Raw genomic sequence first — 15,752 nt, 5'->3', positions numbered from 1 at the left:
AAAGACAAGGATTTTTTCCTTGTTTTTTTGTATGGTAATTTATTAATATGCAAAATAGTCTATTAATGCAAAACCTGAATTAACATCACTTACAGAAACTTCAAGCCTACCTATAGGATTTTTATAATCACATTTTCCATTTTCATCTATTAAGTAAAAGGTTATATCATACTCTCCATCTTTGAAAAATCTAAAATTCATTTTATCTTCACTAGTCTTTAAAGATGTCATATCTTTAAAATGAAGAGCTACTACATAATCTTTTTTAGAATTTGATTTTTTTGTTATAAAAGCACTTATTCCATTATTGAAGTTGCCTAAATTCTTTTCATCAAACTTAATATCTAACTTATTAGATGTTAAAGAAAAATTATTATTATAACCACTTATATAAATAGGTAAATTATCTATACCTTCAGAACTAGCATCCAAATTAGGTATATCTATTTTACTTACATTGTATTCCCCAATATATTTCTCTAAAAACTCACTAAACCTTGCGTCATCATAACCTCTAGGATTTTTTAGCTTCAAATAAAATTTTGTAGGTTTTGATAACTCATTATAAGACACATTTAATACTTTAGATGACATATAATATCCAAAATTATCAGAAAAACTTTCAAGTATAGAATTTTTATATGAATTATCAAACTTTAAATCAGGATATACCTTTTTATAATCATTATTTATATTAGATTCTTTAACCTCATCAGAATTTACATTTTCTCCAACTTCGTTAAGTATCATTTCCTTTTGAAAAATATGCCCTACTTCATGGAACAATATAGTATTTATAATATATTTATACTCGTTATTAGGAAGATCTCTACCATCAGCAACAATAAAAGGTTCACCCATAATTATTACTTGGTTAGATGTGGTATAAGCTGGAGATCCCACAGTCCAACCTTGGGAATCTAAATAATAAGGAGCTAAAAAAATCTCTATTCCATTAAGCAAATCATTTGGTATAACATTTGAATTTAGAGAATACAAAACCGTCTCAAATATAAGATCTAGCCTTTTATCTGGAATGTCTTCAAGTTCTACATTTTTATTAATAGTTGATAATTTATTATAATATCCATCTTTAAATACTTTATCTTCATACTTAAAGCCTTTTTCATTTTTAATCAACATCATTCTATTGTCTATTCCATTGTAAAGAGCATGTATTGTACCAGACATATTAGGTGGATACAGTTTTGCATTTGAATTAGTTTCTATATAAAAATTATTCTTAATGTTCTCTAATTCTTTAGATATTAAGTTTATTTCACTTTCTATTTTGTCTTTGTCTACATTTTCATTAGATATATTATTCAAATAATCTTTATCTAGTTTTATCCACTCTTTAAAGCTATGATTTTCATGGATTGATTTAATATAATAAGTTTTGTAAGAATCTTCTTTATTAAAACTAGTTTTTGTTTCTACATTGTTTAATTTAATTGTATTTATACTTTCTTGAGTTGAATAGTATAGATATGAACCTACCAAGACAACCCCTATTATAATTAATAATAGCCTATAAATTTTTCTTCTATTTAACACCTTATCACCCCCTGCTTTTAATCTGCATTTTATTATATGTACATATTAGTTATCTTATTTTTAATATTACTAAATAAGTTTACTAATTAATTTTAGCATTTCACCTTAATATTTGGTACAAAAAAATGACCATATAGGGGTCATTTAATTTAAATAGAAGTTATTATATACATTTAATTAATGCAGTATTTCCATCTACAACTTGTATAAATTGTAATATATTTCCTAGTTTGTAAGATGGTGAAGTAGGATCTAAGCTCTCAGCAACATATATAGTATAAATTCTACCAGGGTTTAGATCTAGATTTACTGTTTGTGATTTTCCATTAGGAAGTTGTACTTGTAATACAGCCTCGCCTGGATTTGCTTCTAAATAATCAGTACCACTTCGATATAATAGTTCTCCTGAATCATTATAGTTATTTACAGAAATATTATATGCTATTTTATCAGTAGTTAAATTAAATATTCTAACTTTAGTTTCATCTGCATCTACGCGTTCATTAATGTCATCTATTACTTCTAATACTCTTAGATTCTCCAAACTACCTGTAACAACAAGAGTTGATAATTGATTTGCCGGTACTTCTAAATTTTTAATTTCAAATAAAAGAGTATTGTTTAAAGGGGAATAAAACTTAAAATCATAGACTCCTGGTATTACAGGGAAATATGGGCTAAAATCCAAATAATTTGCAAGTATTATTGGTTTATCATTTAAATATACACTTACCAAACCTAACTGTGGTAAAATGTGAGCTACTCTTAGAAATGTAAATCCTGCTGATAAACAAGGAATTATATCAATCGGTACATCCTGACGATGGTTTTTGTACATAAAATCAATCCTTTTTAGTTTAATTTTAAGATAGATAATCCTGTTACTATAATATGCACTATCTATCAAATACGACATAGCGAATTACACCAAAATCAGATTATTTACATATTGTAAATGCAGTATTTCCATCTACAATTATTACAAATTGAGCTGAACCACCTTCCTGAAATAGTTTAGATGTAGGGTCCAAACTCCCAACTATATAAATAGTAGTTAATTTACCAATAGGTAGGGCAATTCTAGCTCTTGGATTATATACACCTGGCTTATTAGTTCCCGCTTGTATAGTATAGGAACCTTCCCTTGCCTTCACATAATTAGATACATTGGCAGGTGGAATAATCTCAACTATTTTAGGGATTCCTCCTCTAATATGGGTCATATCCACAGTTAGTTCTTCATCTGTTAAATTGACAAATCTAACTTTAGCTTCATCAGGATATACCTTTTCGTTAATATCATCTCTTATTGCCAATACTTCTAGATTTCCACCTACTCTATTAATTGTAAAAGTAAATATCTGTCCACCTGTAATTTCAAATTCTGGCACCTCTAGTAAAAGATTTTTGGTACCATACTCATAAACTTGTATATTTCGTGTGGCAACTCTAGAAGGAATATAATAACTAAGGCCTAAGTATGGTATGTTTCTAAATCTTAATGCTCCATCCACATATACATCTACAGAAGGCATATCAGGTCTACTGTGAAACAATCTAATAAATGAATATTGGTCATCTACACAAGGTATTATATTGTCATGGGTAACTTGGCGATTAATTTTATACATAACATCACACCTTTTTATAATAAACTTTTGACATTATATAATATATGAAAATAAATATTAGGTTGGTTACTCTTTTCATTTTGTATTTAAAGACATGGTCTGATTATAGTATTTCCATCTACTGATACTACAAGTTCAAGGGGATAGCCCTTCTGATATATTTCAGTATTAAGATCTATTGTACCTACAATATATTCTGTATATATTCTCGAAGCTAGATGATTCAAAGTTGCACGAACTGGTCTTAGCCCTACTTTTGAAGGCATCGTAAATTCAAATAAAGATTTACTTGGATCTCTAACGAAGTATCCTTCATATTCTCCAGAATCTAAACTTCTACTTACATGGTAATTTAATTCAGGAGTACTTACGTCAATTGCTAAATCATCTGGAGATAAATTGACAATACGAAATACATATTTATCTGGGTATATTCTCTGATTAACATCATCTACTAAAATCATTATCTGTAATGATTCTTTCGCCTTCCAAACTGGAATTGTAACTACCTGATTTGTTGGTATATCTACATTATTTAGTTCAATTATAGGTGTATTTTTATTATTATCTGAGTATATTCTTATACCATGACTTCCCTTTGGTATTGGTAAGTAATAACCGACTCCCTTATATACTAAATCTCTAGCAACCTCTATATCATCTATATATACAGTTATTTTAATTGGCTCAGTTATTGCATTAAGTATTCTAACAAATGTAAAACTTGAATTCACACAAAGTTTTCCAACACTTTGCACAAGCCCAAAAGCTCCAGGTGGGTCTGCAACTTCATTTAAAATTAAATGTCTATTATATTCATTACCCATGTTTTATGTGCCCTCCTCTAGATAGAGTATTATGGTATTATATTATGTGGATAATTATTTTATAGTTCCATAAGTTTTATAAGAGTAATCTACGGAATTATCTTACATGGATGAACAGTATTAATATACTTTCATATAATTATAGTAGGATTAAATCCCTACTAAATAGCCTAAGGGTGTGATAATATAAATGTACTATTTTAGAGAAGTTATATATGATTCAGTAGCCCCCTGTGTCCCTCCTGAATATTCTTTTTTTAGAGGGTTTCATGCTTTACCAGAGTTACCTTCTATAGATGTATATCTAAATAATATGCTAAGAGCTCAAAATTTTAAGTATGGTGATATGTCTCCCTATATGCCTTCAGGATTTGAAAATTATGATATTCAATTCTTCTTATCAGGTACTAAAGATAACCCCTTACTAGATATTAAAGGGTTAAAAACTCCAAGAGGCCAAGTTATGACCTTTGTTATAGCTGGAAGACCATCAGATATAAAATTAATACCAATAATAGATGATATTAATGAAACTATAATGCCTGATAAAACAAAAATTAGATTTTATAATTTAGATAGTTCTCCTATAGTATATAGTATCGACTTACCTAGTGGTTCTATATCTAGATCTTTAGCTTCTGGTCAAGGTACTGAATACAATGAAATAACTCCAGGTAAACATAGATTTGAAGTTCGTTCATCTAATCCAAATGTAAAGCCGATAAGCATGACACTTACACTTAACCCAGGTAGAATATATACATTGTATATTACTGGAAGTATTAATCCTGATTCTCCAGTTTACTTTCAATCTAATATTCCTCAAGTTGTATTGGCAGTAGATGGAAACACTTTTTTGAGCAAATGTATTTTTATATATTGAGGCCTTGCTCAAGTATTGAGAATTTTAAAAAAGACTAGGCTTTAAAAAAACCTAGTCTTACTACTATGCGTATATATCTGAAAACTCAATATGTATACTCTCTACATTACTACTTCTTATTGTTTCTTCTTCTTTTATCTCTTCATCTAATACAACAACAGGTAGTGTTATAATAAATTCGCTTCCACTTCCAAATTCACTTTTTACACTAATTTTTCCTTCATGATGTTCAACTAGGGATTTCACTAGAGATAACCCTATTCCGCTTCCCTCTTTATTTCTCTTAATAGTATCATCTACTTGCCCAAATCTATCAAATATTAAGTCTAACTTATCCTTTGGAATACCTACTCCTGTATCCTTTACAGATATTTCTATATTCTCTTTTTTGTCATATATATTTACACTAATCTGCCCATATGGATTCGTAAATTTTATGGCGTTTGATAATAAATTTAATATAACTCTTTCTATTTTATCTGGGTCTATAGCTATAATTTTTTCTTCTACTTCTGTATCAAATACCAAGTCTATACCCTTTTGCATTGTATAATCAGTAATTGATAGTGTAATATCTTCTACTATACTTACTATATTATAATTTTTTCTTTTTATATCATAAAATCCTGATTCCATTTTTGTTACATCTATAATATTATTAATAAGTCTAATTAACCTAAAACAGTTTTGATTTATAGTAGTTGTATGTTTATCTACATTTTCTTCTTTTAAATTATCTTTTTTGTTTTGTGATTGTAAAAGCTGGCTAGAGCCATAAATAACGTTTAAGGGAGTTTTTAGCTCATGAGACATATTTGCAAAAAACTCAGTTTTAAGTTTATCATAGTAAACTCTTTCTCTATATTTTAACTTTAGTCTTTCAGATTTCTTTTTTTCTGTTATATCTCTAACAATTTTTAATATGTATTCGTCGCCCATAATTTCAAAAGGCATAACAGATAATTCTAAATCAATTATCTCGCCATCATGTCTTATAATTCTATCTTCAATAAATGTTATTGTTTCTTTATCATTAATAACTCTATTTACTTGATTAAAAACTGCTTCTTGATACTCAGGAAGTGTATTTGAAAATTTGCTTTTGTGTTCTCCGATTAAGTCATTTTTATCTTTGACATTTAAAATATCAGCCATAGCTTCATTTGCATAAGCATAATTTCCATTATTCAAAATACAAATACCATCTGGCAAAATTTCTATTAAATTTCTATAGGTTCTCTCATTTTGTATTAATTGGTTTTCTGCATGTTTACGTTCTGAAATATCCTTAAACATAGTTAAAATTCTTTTATTTCCGTTTTCGAAAATAGTAGTTGAGTTTATCTCTACATATTTAGTTGTTCCTTTGTCATCTATTAGAACATGTTCAACAGCAGAGTCAACTTTATTTCCTTCTAATAACTTTTCTTTTCTATTTGACCTTTCTAATCTATAATTAGGGTGTATAAATTCTTCTGAATTTCTTCCTATTAAATCTTCCTTTTTTTCTATATTTAAAATTCTAAGTGCTGTTTCATTTGCATACAATATTTTTTCTTCATCTTGTATTATTATTCCATTAGGAGTATTTTCAACTAATTTTGTATATCTTTCAGTACTTTCCTTTAATTCCTCTATTTTATTATTTAATTTAATATTTGATAAGTTCAATGATATATAAGGGTTTTTTAAGTTAGTTTCAACAATAGCTTTATATATACAATAATAAGATAAAAAGTCCAAAATATTGCCTATAATATTTGACTGACCATACACACATGCGTATTTGATGAACATGATACCTGTTAACATAGTTAATATAAAAGATGCAAAAATTAGATTGTATTGTTTTTTTTCAAAATGATTTTTCTTAATACGAAGCATAATTAATGATAAAAAAATTATTGAAATAATAATATATTCACTGATATTTTTGAAATCAGTCAATCCTTGACTTTCTACAAAGCAATCTGGAAATATGTTTGTATAAAATAATATATATATTGATAATATAGTTAAAATACCATAAATAGAAAATGTAGATTTTAATTTTAATTCTTTATTTATATATCTAAAACTAATAATAAAGGAAATGCTCAATATATATCTACTAATAATCCATAGTTGAACAGAAGTATTAGCTGTAGCATTTGGGATAATATTCATGCCTGTGTATGTTAAAATGTGAAAAAAACTAAGTAATGCTATAGGAAAATAAGCTATACCCAAAAATCCCATATAACTGTTTTTGTTCAGAGAGTAAGTGTTATGTGCAATTACTGATATTACAATACCTACTACTACAGAAAAAAGGCCTATAATACTGTGAAATAATAAGTAATTTTTGTTTGCTATTAAAGTCATAGCTCCTATAAATAACACTAAAATAAAAATACTTTTAAAATTTTCGTAAGAAAAGTATTTCTTTTTAGAATATTCTAGTACAGTATCCAAGATGACATCCCCTTTACATTTATACCATTTTAATTTGTTATACTTCAATAAATATACGAGTTCACCAGAATATTTTACCACAATTTTGACAATTCAGTAATATTTTATTTAAAATATTATTTTATATAATATTATTTATATTTTTAATATTAAGTTACATTCTATCAACGAAATTTCACATGAATCTTGTAAATACCTTTCTTATCTTTCTCTTATCTCGTTATATAACTTCATATTTGAATTTAACTTATTTATATCTCCTTTTATAACAGGGTACTTATCTATATTATTATCTATATCATTCAATATATTTTTCATAGCATCATCGTCTAAATTTAGCTCATAAAATATCCATTGACCTTGACGTTCATCAATAACAAAGCCCATATCTCTAAGTTTTGCAAGATGTCTAGATAGTTTAGGTTGAGATATCTCTAATATCTCACATATTTCACATACACAAAGTTTTGAATTATTAAGTAACATCATAGCTCTGAGTCTTGTTTCATCCGATAAGACCTTAAAAAACTCCATTAGTCTTTCCATAATCATTCTCCTTAAAGTAATATATAATATATAATATTAACATAATTTTTATTAATTATATTAATAAAAATTAGTTTCTTATATAGCTAAAAAGATCATATAGAATTAATCCATATGATCTTTTTAGCTATATTATATATTATTTTAAAAACCCTTTTATTTCACCAACCTTACATACTCTACCTGAAGCTACTAGCTTTTCATCAATTACTAATGCTGGAGTTTTCATAACACCATAACTCATTATAACCTTGAAATCCTCTACCTTCTCAACAGTAGCTTCCATTCCTAATTCTAGTAAAGCTTCCTTAACATTAGCTGCTAATTTTGTGCAATTTGCACACCCTGAACCTAAAACTTTTATAACCATACCAAATTCCTCCCTTTATTTATGCAAATATATATGAAAGTATATTAAATGTGTAACCTATAATAATTATTCCTAATGTCACTACCCCTACAAATGTAGCTAATAATTTAGGCTTTACAACTTTACTTAGCATTATCATAGATGGAAGAGAAAGAGCTGTTGTTCCCATCATAAATGATAATATAGTTCCTATATTAACTCCTTTAGCAAATAATGCTTCTGCTATTGGTATCGTTCCAAATATATCAGCATACATTGGAACACCTACTGCAGTAGCTAGTAATACAGCAAGTGGATTGTTATCCCCTATTACATTCTCGATAATAGTTTGTGGTATCCAGTTGTGAATTGCTGCTCCTATACCAACCCCAATTAATATATATATCCATACTCTTTTTATTATGTCTTTCACTTGATCCTTTGAGTAAGAAATTCTTTGTTCACGAGTTAATTCAATAATGTCTGTAGCAGCATCTGGTATTTCAAGTACATATCCTTCTATATACTTGTGCATGTTAAGCTTATCAATTATAGTTCCTCCAAGAACTGCAAGAATAAGTCCTACCACTACATAAACTACAGCTATTTTAACTCCAAAGAAAGACATTAGTATTAAAAAAGACCCTAAATCTACAAGTGGAGAAGATATTAAAAATGAAAATGTAATCCCTAACGGCAGACCTGCCGATGTGAAACCTATAAATATAGGTATACTTGAACAACTACAAAATGGTGTTATAGTTCCAAGTAGTGCTCCTAGAATATTACCCTTTATACCTTTGATTCCTCCAAGTATTTTCTTTGTTCTCTCTGGTGGAAAGTAACTTTGAATGTAAGATATTATAAAAATAAGTACAGATAATAGTATAAATATCTTTATAGTATCATATATAAAAAAGTGTATACTTCCTCCCAGTCTAGTTGCCATAGACAAACCAAATACATTTTCTACAAGTAACTCTACAAGATCAAAGAGCCATGTCATCTTAAGTAATTGGTCATTTAGAAAGTTAAATATCTGAGTCATAAAATTCACCTCCCAATTCAAGTTAATATACTTATATGATCATATACGCATATCCATATATACTTATAATATTTATACTATGCTTTTAGTTAAAAAATGTCAACATATTTTAAAATTTTGAATTTAAAACTTATAAATTTTTTTTCCTAATTATAAAAGAAATTGAACTAAATATCCTGCACTAATAGCAATTACAAATATAGATACTACAAAAGCTACTAAAAGTTCCTTTTTAAATATTTTATTAAGAAGTATTATCTCAGGTACACTAGCACCATTTCCCCCTATAATTAATGCTATTATAGGACCAAGGCCTACTCCGACGCCTGCAAGTGCCATTCCTATAGGTAATATAGTCGATGAACTAACATATAAAGGTATCCCTAATATTGCAGCTATTGGAACTGCCCATAAATTACTACCTCCAACATATTTAGTTATAACATCCTGTGGAATAACATTATGCATTAAAGAACCTACTAGTACTCCACCTATTAAATATGGCAATACAGATATATATAATCCCCAAGCTTCTTTTTTAGCATCTATTAAATATTTCTTTGTTAATTCTTTCTTTGAAAGATTTAATTCACCTTCTTCATTTTTCATTTCTTCATTTTTCATTTCTTCATTTTTATTTATTTTTATATCTCTAACATACTTTTCAAATCCAAATTTATCTAATATAACTCCTATTACTATAGGGAAAATCAAAACTATTACCGAATATACTACAGTTATTTTAACTCCAAATAGAGCTAGCATAAGAGCTATTACCGATGGATCTAAAAATGGTGATGTAAATAAGAATGTCATGGTTGGCCCAAATGGAGCTTTTACCTTTAATAATCCTGCTAATACAGGGATTGTAGAACATGAACAGAATGGCGTAAATGTTCCTAATATTAATGCATTAATATATCCTAAAAACTTGTTTTTTGTGCTTAACATACTTTTTATTTTTTCTTCTGAAATAGTTTTTTGTATAATCCCTACTAAAAAACTTATTCCTAAAAACAATACTGTTAACTCTCCAAATAAAAACATAAATTCATTCAATAAATCTAACATAATTTCACCCCTCATATAAACTTAATTTTTATAATAAGATTATTACATATCAATTTTTTTTGATATTTAATTTAAAAATAAAAAGATGCTAATTTACCTTTCTATTTATTACTTTAATAATTAATACATCAAAAAAAATTGATATGTTTCATGTTACTGAAAAAATGATCTTTTTATTATGTGTTAATCACATCAAAAAATTTTGATATGTTCAACTATATTACTAAAAAATATTAGTAATTAATTCTTCTGACAAATATTTTCTAACTTCTGGTTTATTTAAACTATAATAATTCCACTTGCCTTCTCTTTCTTTTAATATTAATTTTGCATCTAATAGCATCTTTAAATGATATGATAATTTTGATTGAGGTATATTAAAGCTTGCTACCAAGTCACATACACAAATACTATCTTGCTTACTAAGCTCTCTTAATATATTTAACCTTATAATATCTGATAAAGCCTTAAATACTATTTCACAGTTTTTTATCTCATTACGATTATTCATAGATTTCACCTCTTTCTATAAGCATTTATTAGTATTATTTTTATTACATAACTCTATTATATTTCCAACGTTATCTGATTTGACTTCGCAGCAATTTAGGAGCATATCTTTTAATTTTTTTCTAGCTCGCTGAACCCTACTTTTACTTCCAGAATTGCTTAACCCCCACTCTTGACCTAGTACGCTCTGCTTCTTACCCTTATAGTCACTTTCAATAATTGCTTCTTTGTATATTTCTGGTAAACATTCAACAAGCTTTAGCAAGCATTCTGCTGTTTCCTTATTATAATTCTCATGTCTAGGTGTATCTATAATTGGTAGTTCATTAATATTTTCTATTAATGAATACTTATTTACTCCTCTAAAATAGTCAACTATAAGATTATTAGTTATTTTATACAACCAAGCCTTAACATTATTGATATCTTTAATTTTACTTGCATTTTTTTGTATACGAATGCCTACTTCTTGAAGTATATCTTCTGCTTCATATTTATCCGCTACATGTTTCATTATATAGGCCTTGAGCTCAAGACTATAAGCATTCCATAGTTCTTCTGGACACATATATATCCCCTTCTATAATATATTATTTAAAATTGTTACAACTATATTATATACCTTAAAAATATTAACACCAATAGTAAAATAAAAAGATATATTTTTTATAAAATCTGCGTCTTTTTCTCATATGATCCGTCTTTATTAGTGAAAGCCATTTATACTAGGATATAAAAAATTGGAGGGTGATTTGATGAAGGATAAAGAAGAAATAAGAGAATTTATACGCAAAAACTATTCAGATGTTGCATTGAAAGGTTTCGAAGGGGGATGTTGCAGTGGAGGCTGTAGTTGTAGTGGTGCTACAATGGATATTAATGATACATCTATCAAAATAGGGTATACAGAAACTGATCTTTTAAATGTGCCACCTCAAGCTAACATGGGGCTAGGATGTGGGAACCCAATTGCTATAGCCGATCTGAAAGAAGGAGAAGTAGTCCTTGATCTGGGAAGCGGAGGAGGTTTTGATTGCTTTCTTGCAAGAAATAAAGTGGGTGATACAGGATATGTAATAGGAGTTGATATGACTCCTGATATGATTAAATTAGCAAGAAAAAATGCTGAGGAAAGCGGATATACCAATGTAGAATTTAGATTAGGTGAAATCGAACATTTGCCTGTAGCTGATGAATCTGTAGATGTTATCATATCTAATTGTGTAATCAATCTTTCTATAGATAAACAGCAGGTATTTAAAGAAGCTTTTAGAGTTCTAAAGCCTGGCGGAAGGCTATCCACATCTGATGTTATTGCTACAGCACAATTACCCAAAAACATTAAGCAAGACATGGCGTTAATTGCAAGTTGTATTGGTGGTGCTGAATATATTGAAGATATGAAAATTATGCTTCATAACGCAGGTTTCAAGGATGTTCGAATGACACCTAAAGATAACAGTAGAGAGATTGTAAAGGCATGGGCACCAGATACGAACATAGAAGATTTTGTTGCTTCTTTTATAATAGAAGCAGTAAAGAAATCAAGTTAATGAAAATATAAAAATACCTTAAAATATTTTAAGGTATTTTTTATATTAAATTTCTTATTTTAATTTTTAGAATATACTATTACCTATTTTAGTCAACATATCTATTCCTTTTATCTCTTTATCATACATAGGCACTCTAACTACTTCAGAATCTTTAAAATAAGTCTGTATCTCTTGTAAGTATTTTTCTTGCATATTTCTTCTATTTCTAAAGAACGGTGTACTAGCTTGTTCTTCAGGTATTATAAGATTAGCTATAACCATTTGGGTTTCTATTCCAACAGTTTTAAGCTCTTCACTTGCTCTATAAGCCTCAATTATTGGAGTTTTTTCAGGATACATAACAAAACTAAAAGTAGTTTTGTCTTTATCCTTCATATTAGATATAACTCTATCGAATTTTTCTTTTTGTTTTTTGTCTTCTTCACTTATTTGTGAAGTAACTCCAGCTTTCATTTGTATTTGTTTGGACCAATCCATAGGAAGTTCTAAAAGTCTTAAAGTATGGCCGGTTGGAGCTGTATCAAATACAATAACGTCATATTCTTCTTCTGAGGCATATGATATGAACTTTTGGAAAGCTGCCATCTCTTCAGTACATGGCGAATTTAGTTCTTCTTCCATAGTAGCTATTGTAGGTCCACTAAATTTAGATTTAGCATCTTTTAATACCATTTCTTTATATTCCTCAAAAGCTACTTTAGGATCAATTTTTGCTGCATATAAATTAGGGCATCCTTCTATAGGTTCTGGACTATCTCCTATTGGTTTATCCAATACCTTACCTATATGAGCTGCAGGGTCAGTTGTAAGAAGAAGTGTTTTAAATCCTTCATTGGCAGTCTTAACAGCTGTAACACATGCCATTACGGTTTTACCAACTCCACCTTTACCTGAAAAGAATATATTTCTAACAGAGTTTTTATTAGGTAAAATAAGTGATTTTGCATTTTCATTTTTTTGTATACTTACTTCATCTATATTTTTGTATTCAACATTAGTAGCCTTTTCTACTTTTTTTCCTTCAAATAATATAGATGCACTTATTCTAAATCTATCTACACCTTTAAGTTCACTGTCAAATAACTCCATAGTATCTATTGGTAAATTATTAAATATATCTTTTGCCTTTTGTAAATACCCTTGTTGCATTTCATATCTAGACTTAAAGAAAGGTATTATAGCTTCATCCTTTGGTATAAACCCATTTATTATAACTTTAGTTGTAGATATACCAAGTTCATTAAGTTCATTAGATGCTCTTATTGTTTCATCTAATGACGTTTGTTCTGGTTGCATAACAAATATAAAATCAGTTACAGATGTATCTCTAAGTTTTGCTATTGCTCTATCGAACTTATCTTTGCTATCTTGTATCATTGATACAGGACCCATACAAGTTTGGCCACTACCCTGTGCACTTTCTTCTATATGTTTGGACCAGTCTATAGGAAGTTCTAAAAGTCTTATAGTATGTCCTGTTGGTGCAGTATCAAATATTATAACGTCATAATCATCAACTTCCATAAAATCAATAAATCTATCAAATGATGCCATTTCTTCAGTACATGGCCCACTTAATTGTTCATCAGCTATTCTTATCATATCTTCATCAAAAACTGCTCTCATTGGAGCTAATAATCTTTCTTTGTACTCATTAGTAGCTTCATCTGGATCTATTTCCATAGCATAAAGATTCTCTATATTATTTATCTTAGTTATTTTATGACCTATTTCTTGTTCGAATACATCTGATAAATTAGCAGCAGGATCAGTAGTTACTATTAGTGTTTTAAGGCCTTTGCCGGCATTGTAGACCCCTGTTGTACATGCCATAGAAGTCTTTCCTACTCCTCCTTTACCAGAGAAAAATATAAACTGTGCCATACTACTCACCCCTAACAGCTTCTTCCATTTCTTCTAGTGTTGGATATTCACCTTGCTTTATTACTTTTCCATCTAAAACAGTTATCGGAAGTACTTGCTGACCATTTTCCTGTAATAATGAACTTACTGTCATATTTCCCATAAATACAAATGGATGTGTTTGTGGTTGATATCTTTGTATATCTAGCCCTTCATATTTACCTTTCAGAATTTCTATGTTTTCACCAACCTTAACTAACTTTTCATCTACACTTGGTCCACATATCCCTGTTGGACAACACATAGTCGGTTCAAATATCTCTAATTTCATATAAAACCCCTCCATATTTAATTTGAAATTTATTTATAATAGAGCCTTATATAAATATAATGCTCTATTATAATCTTTTAATTAACCTTTTCATTAAAATACTTTTTTCTAAACCATAAAGCTACATTTACTAACGCTATCATAACTGGAACTTCAACTAATGGCCCTATAACTGCTGCAAATGCAGCCCCTGAATGTATGCCAAATACTCCTACTGCTACAGCTATTGCCAATTCAAAGTTATTACTTCCCGCTGTAAATGCTAATGTTGTTGTCACAGGATAATCTGCTCCAATTTTCTTTCCTAGGAAGAAAGAAACTAAAAACATAACAATAAAATATATTAGTAATGGTACTGCTATACGTACAACATCAAACGGCAATGTAACTATTAATTCTCCTTTTAATGAGAACATAACCACAATTGTAAATAATAAAGCTATTAATGTAATTGGACTTATTTTAGGTACAAATACATTTTCATACCATTCTTTGCCACGAGCTTTAACAAGTGTATATCGAGTTATCATGCCTGCTATAAAAGGAATTCCTAAATAAATAAAAACTGTTTTTCCAACTTCAGCTATAGTTATATTTATAATTGTACTTTCAAGGCCTAGCCATTTTGGTAAAATAGTTACAAATACATAGGCATATACTGAGAAAAATAGCACCTGAAATACAGAGTTAAAAGCAACTAATCCTGCTGCATACTCACTATCTCCATCAGCTAAATCATTCCATACTATAACCATTGCTATACAACGTGCCAAACCTATCATTATAAGTCCAACCATGTATTCTGGGTATCCTTTTAAGAATATAACAGCAAGTGCAAACATTAAAACAGGACCTATAACCCAGTTTTGAACTAGTGACAATAAAAGTACTTTTACGTTTTTAAATACTCTTCCCATTTCCTCATATCTAACCTTTGCTAGTGGTGGATACATCATTAATATTAACCCAATAGCCAATGGTATAGATGTTGTCCCTACTTGCATAGAATTTATTCCTTCAACAAACTTTGGAAATACAAACCCAAGACCTATTCCAGCTCCCATAGCTAAGAATATCCAAAGTGTTAAATATCTATCCAAAAATGATAATTTTTTATTACTCATTT

The 15,752-nt window shown here is 28.6% G+C and carries 16 protein-coding genes; 2 read left to right on the top strand and 14 right to left on the bottom strand.

Features of this window, described 5'->3' with window-relative positions; genetic code table 11:
• Positions 1 to 42 precede the first annotated feature (42 nt).
• The 4 genes from ACUSRV_RS10860 to ACUSRV_RS10845 all read right to left on the bottom strand — a co-directional run bounded on the left by ACUSRV_RS10860 (position 43) and on the right by ACUSRV_RS10845 (position 4,015).
• Positions 43 to 1,557 carry a hypothetical protein gene (locus ACUSRV_RS10860; RefSeq protein ID WP_490141976.1) on the bottom strand — a complete coding sequence of 505 codons (1,515 nt, stop codon included), beginning with the start codon at positions 1,555 to 1,557 and terminating at the stop codon, positions 43 to 45.
• Positions 1,558 to 1,720: 163 nt separating this feature from the next.
• Positions 1,721 to 2,395, bottom strand: coding sequence for a DUF4397 domain-containing protein (locus ACUSRV_RS10855; protein WP_490141975.1), 675 nt, complete (start codon positions 2,393 to 2,395; stop codon positions 1,721 to 1,723).
• Positions 2,396 to 2,495: 100 nt separating this feature from the next.
• Entirely contained in the window at positions 2,496 to 3,188 is a 693-nt protein-coding gene (locus ACUSRV_RS10850) for a DUF4397 domain-containing protein (protein ID WP_490141974.1), read from the bottom strand.
• An 86-nt stretch (positions 3,189 to 3,274) separates the two neighbouring features.
• The gene (locus tag ACUSRV_RS10845; protein WP_490141973.1) at positions 3,275 to 4,015 is read right to left on the bottom strand and encodes a DUF4397 domain-containing protein; all 741 of its coding nucleotides are present in this window, start codon (positions 4,013 to 4,015) and stop codon (positions 3,275 to 3,277) included.
• Between the two features lie 190 nt (positions 4,016 to 4,205).
• Between ACUSRV_RS10845 and ACUSRV_RS10840 the strand changes: the two genes are divergently transcribed.
• Positions 4,206 to 4,898, top strand: a complete 693-nt coding sequence (locus tag ACUSRV_RS10840; protein ID WP_490141972.1) for a DUF4397 domain-containing protein — start codon at positions 4,206 to 4,208, stop codon at positions 4,896 to 4,898.
• A gap of 63 nt (positions 4,899 to 4,961) precedes the next feature.
• Here the strand turns inward: ACUSRV_RS10840 and ACUSRV_RS10835 are convergent, their stop codons facing one another.
• From ACUSRV_RS10835 to sigZ, 7 genes are all read right to left on the bottom strand, one after another.
• Positions 4,962 to 7,352 carry an MASE3 domain-containing protein gene (locus tag ACUSRV_RS10835; protein WP_490141971.1) on the bottom strand — a complete coding sequence of 797 codons (2,391 nt, stop codon included), beginning with the start codon at positions 7,350 to 7,352 and terminating at the stop codon, positions 4,962 to 4,964.
• A gap of 201 nt (positions 7,353 to 7,553) precedes the next feature.
• Positions 7,554 to 7,898: an ArsR/SmtB family transcription factor gene (locus ACUSRV_RS10830; RefSeq protein WP_490141970.1), complete on the bottom strand. Its 345-nt coding sequence runs from the start codon at positions 7,896 to 7,898 to the stop codon at positions 7,554 to 7,556.
• A 139-nt stretch (positions 7,899 to 8,037) separates the two neighbouring features.
• Entirely contained in the window at positions 8,038 to 8,268 is a 231-nt protein-coding gene (locus ACUSRV_RS10825; RefSeq protein ID WP_490141969.1) for a thioredoxin family protein, read from the bottom strand.
• Positions 8,269 to 8,287: 19 nt separating this feature from the next.
• Positions 8,288 to 9,295, bottom strand: coding sequence for a permease (locus ACUSRV_RS10820; RefSeq protein WP_490141968.1), 1,008 nt, complete (start codon positions 9,293 to 9,295; stop codon positions 8,288 to 8,290).
• Between the two features lie 150 nt (positions 9,296 to 9,445).
• Complete coding sequence (locus ACUSRV_RS10815; RefSeq protein ID WP_490141967.1) at positions 9,446 to 10,366, bottom strand: permease; 921 nt, start codon at positions 10,364 to 10,366, stop codon at positions 9,446 to 9,448.
• Positions 10,367 to 10,589: 223 nt separating this feature from the next.
• Complete coding sequence (locus ACUSRV_RS10810) at positions 10,590 to 10,877, bottom strand: ArsR/SmtB family transcription factor (RefSeq protein ID WP_490141966.1); 288 nt, start codon at positions 10,875 to 10,877, stop codon at positions 10,590 to 10,592.
• Between the two features lie 15 nt (positions 10,878 to 10,892).
• Entirely contained in the window at positions 10,893 to 11,444 is a 552-nt protein-coding gene (gene sigZ, locus ACUSRV_RS10805; RefSeq protein WP_490141965.1) for an RNA polymerase sigma factor SigZ, read from the bottom strand.
• Between the two features lie 187 nt (positions 11,445 to 11,631).
• On the opposite strand from sigZ, the gene ACUSRV_RS10800 reads away from it, so the two are divergent.
• Positions 11,632 to 12,429 carry an arsenite methyltransferase gene (locus ACUSRV_RS10800; protein WP_490141995.1) on the top strand — a complete coding sequence of 266 codons (798 nt, stop codon included), beginning with the start codon at positions 11,632 to 11,634 and terminating at the stop codon, positions 12,427 to 12,429.
• A 66-nt stretch (positions 12,430 to 12,495) separates the two neighbouring features.
• On the opposite strand, the gene ACUSRV_RS10795 is transcribed toward ACUSRV_RS10800, so the two are convergent.
• The 3 genes from ACUSRV_RS10795 to arsB all read right to left on the bottom strand — a co-directional run bounded on the left by ACUSRV_RS10795 (position 12,496) and on the right by arsB (position 15,750).
• The gene (locus ACUSRV_RS10795; protein WP_490141964.1) at positions 12,496 to 14,316 is read right to left on the bottom strand and encodes a TRC40/GET3/ArsA family transport-energizing ATPase; all 1,821 of its coding nucleotides are present in this window, start codon (positions 14,314 to 14,316) and stop codon (positions 12,496 to 12,498) included.
• A gap of 1 nt (position 14,317) precedes the next feature.
• Positions 14,318 to 14,626 carry an arsenite efflux transporter metallochaperone ArsD gene (arsD, locus tag ACUSRV_RS10790; protein ID WP_490141963.1) on the bottom strand — a complete coding sequence of 103 codons (309 nt, stop codon included), beginning with the start codon at positions 14,624 to 14,626 and terminating at the stop codon, positions 14,318 to 14,320.
• 77 nt (positions 14,627 to 14,703) lie between these two features.
• Positions 14,704 to 15,750 carry an ACR3 family arsenite efflux transporter gene (gene arsB / locus ACUSRV_RS10785; RefSeq protein ID WP_490141962.1) on the bottom strand — a complete coding sequence of 349 codons (1,047 nt, stop codon included), beginning with the start codon at positions 15,748 to 15,750 and terminating at the stop codon, positions 14,704 to 14,706.
• Between the last annotated feature and the right edge of the window lie 2 nt (positions 15,751 to 15,752).

The sequence above is a fragment of the Sporacetigenium sp. TC11 genome (genome assembly GCF_058146105.1).
This window is presented reverse-complemented; position numbering and strand designations above follow the sequence as displayed.

Bases quoted from the DNA above. Each gene is read 5' to 3' on its own strand.
- ACUSRV_RS10855 (WP_490141975.1), bottom strand. From the start codon at position 2,395: ATGTACAAAAACCATCGTCAGGATGTACCGATTGATATAATTCCTTGT.
- ACUSRV_RS10850 (WP_490141974.1), bottom strand. From the start codon at position 3,188: ATGTATAAAATTAATCGCCAAGTTACCCATGACAATATAATACCTTGT.
- ACUSRV_RS10845 (WP_490141973.1), bottom strand. From the start codon at position 4,015: ATGGGTAATGAATATAATAGACATTTAATTTTAAATGAAGTTGCAGAC.
- ACUSRV_RS10840 (WP_490141972.1), top strand. From the start codon at position 4,206: ATGTACTATTTTAGAGAAGTTATATATGATTCAGTAGCCCCCTGTGTC.
- ACUSRV_RS10830 (WP_490141970.1), bottom strand. From the start codon at position 7,898: ATGGAAAGACTAATGGAGTTTTTTAAGGTCTTATCGGATGAAACAAGA.
- ACUSRV_RS10825 (WP_490141969.1), bottom strand. From the start codon at position 8,268: ATGGTTATAAAAGTTTTAGGTTCAGGGTGTGCAAATTGCACAAAATTA.
- ACUSRV_RS10820 (WP_490141968.1), bottom strand. From the start codon at position 9,295: ATGACTCAGATATTTAACTTTCTAAATGACCAATTACTTAAGATGACA.
- ACUSRV_RS10815 (WP_490141967.1), bottom strand. From the start codon at position 10,366: ATGTTAGATTTATTGAATGAATTTATGTTTTTATTTGGAGAGTTAACA.
- ACUSRV_RS10810 (WP_490141966.1), bottom strand. From the start codon at position 10,877: ATGAATAATCGTAATGAGATAAAAAACTGTGAAATAGTATTTAAGGCT.
- sigZ (WP_490141965.1), bottom strand. From the start codon at position 11,444: ATGTGTCCAGAAGAACTATGGAATGCTTATAGTCTTGAGCTCAAGGCC.
- ACUSRV_RS10800 (WP_490141995.1), top strand. From the start codon at position 11,632: ATGAAGGATAAAGAAGAAATAAGAGAATTTATACGCAAAAACTATTCA.
- ACUSRV_RS10795 (WP_490141964.1), bottom strand. From the start codon at position 14,316: ATGGCACAGTTTATATTTTTCTCTGGTAAAGGAGGAGTAGGAAAGACT.
- arsD (WP_490141963.1), bottom strand. From the start codon at position 14,626: ATGAAATTAGAGATATTTGAACCGACTATGTGTTGTCCAACAGGGATA.
- arsB (WP_490141962.1), bottom strand. From the start codon at position 15,750: ATGAGTAATAAAAAATTATCATTTTTGGATAGATATTTAACACTTTGG.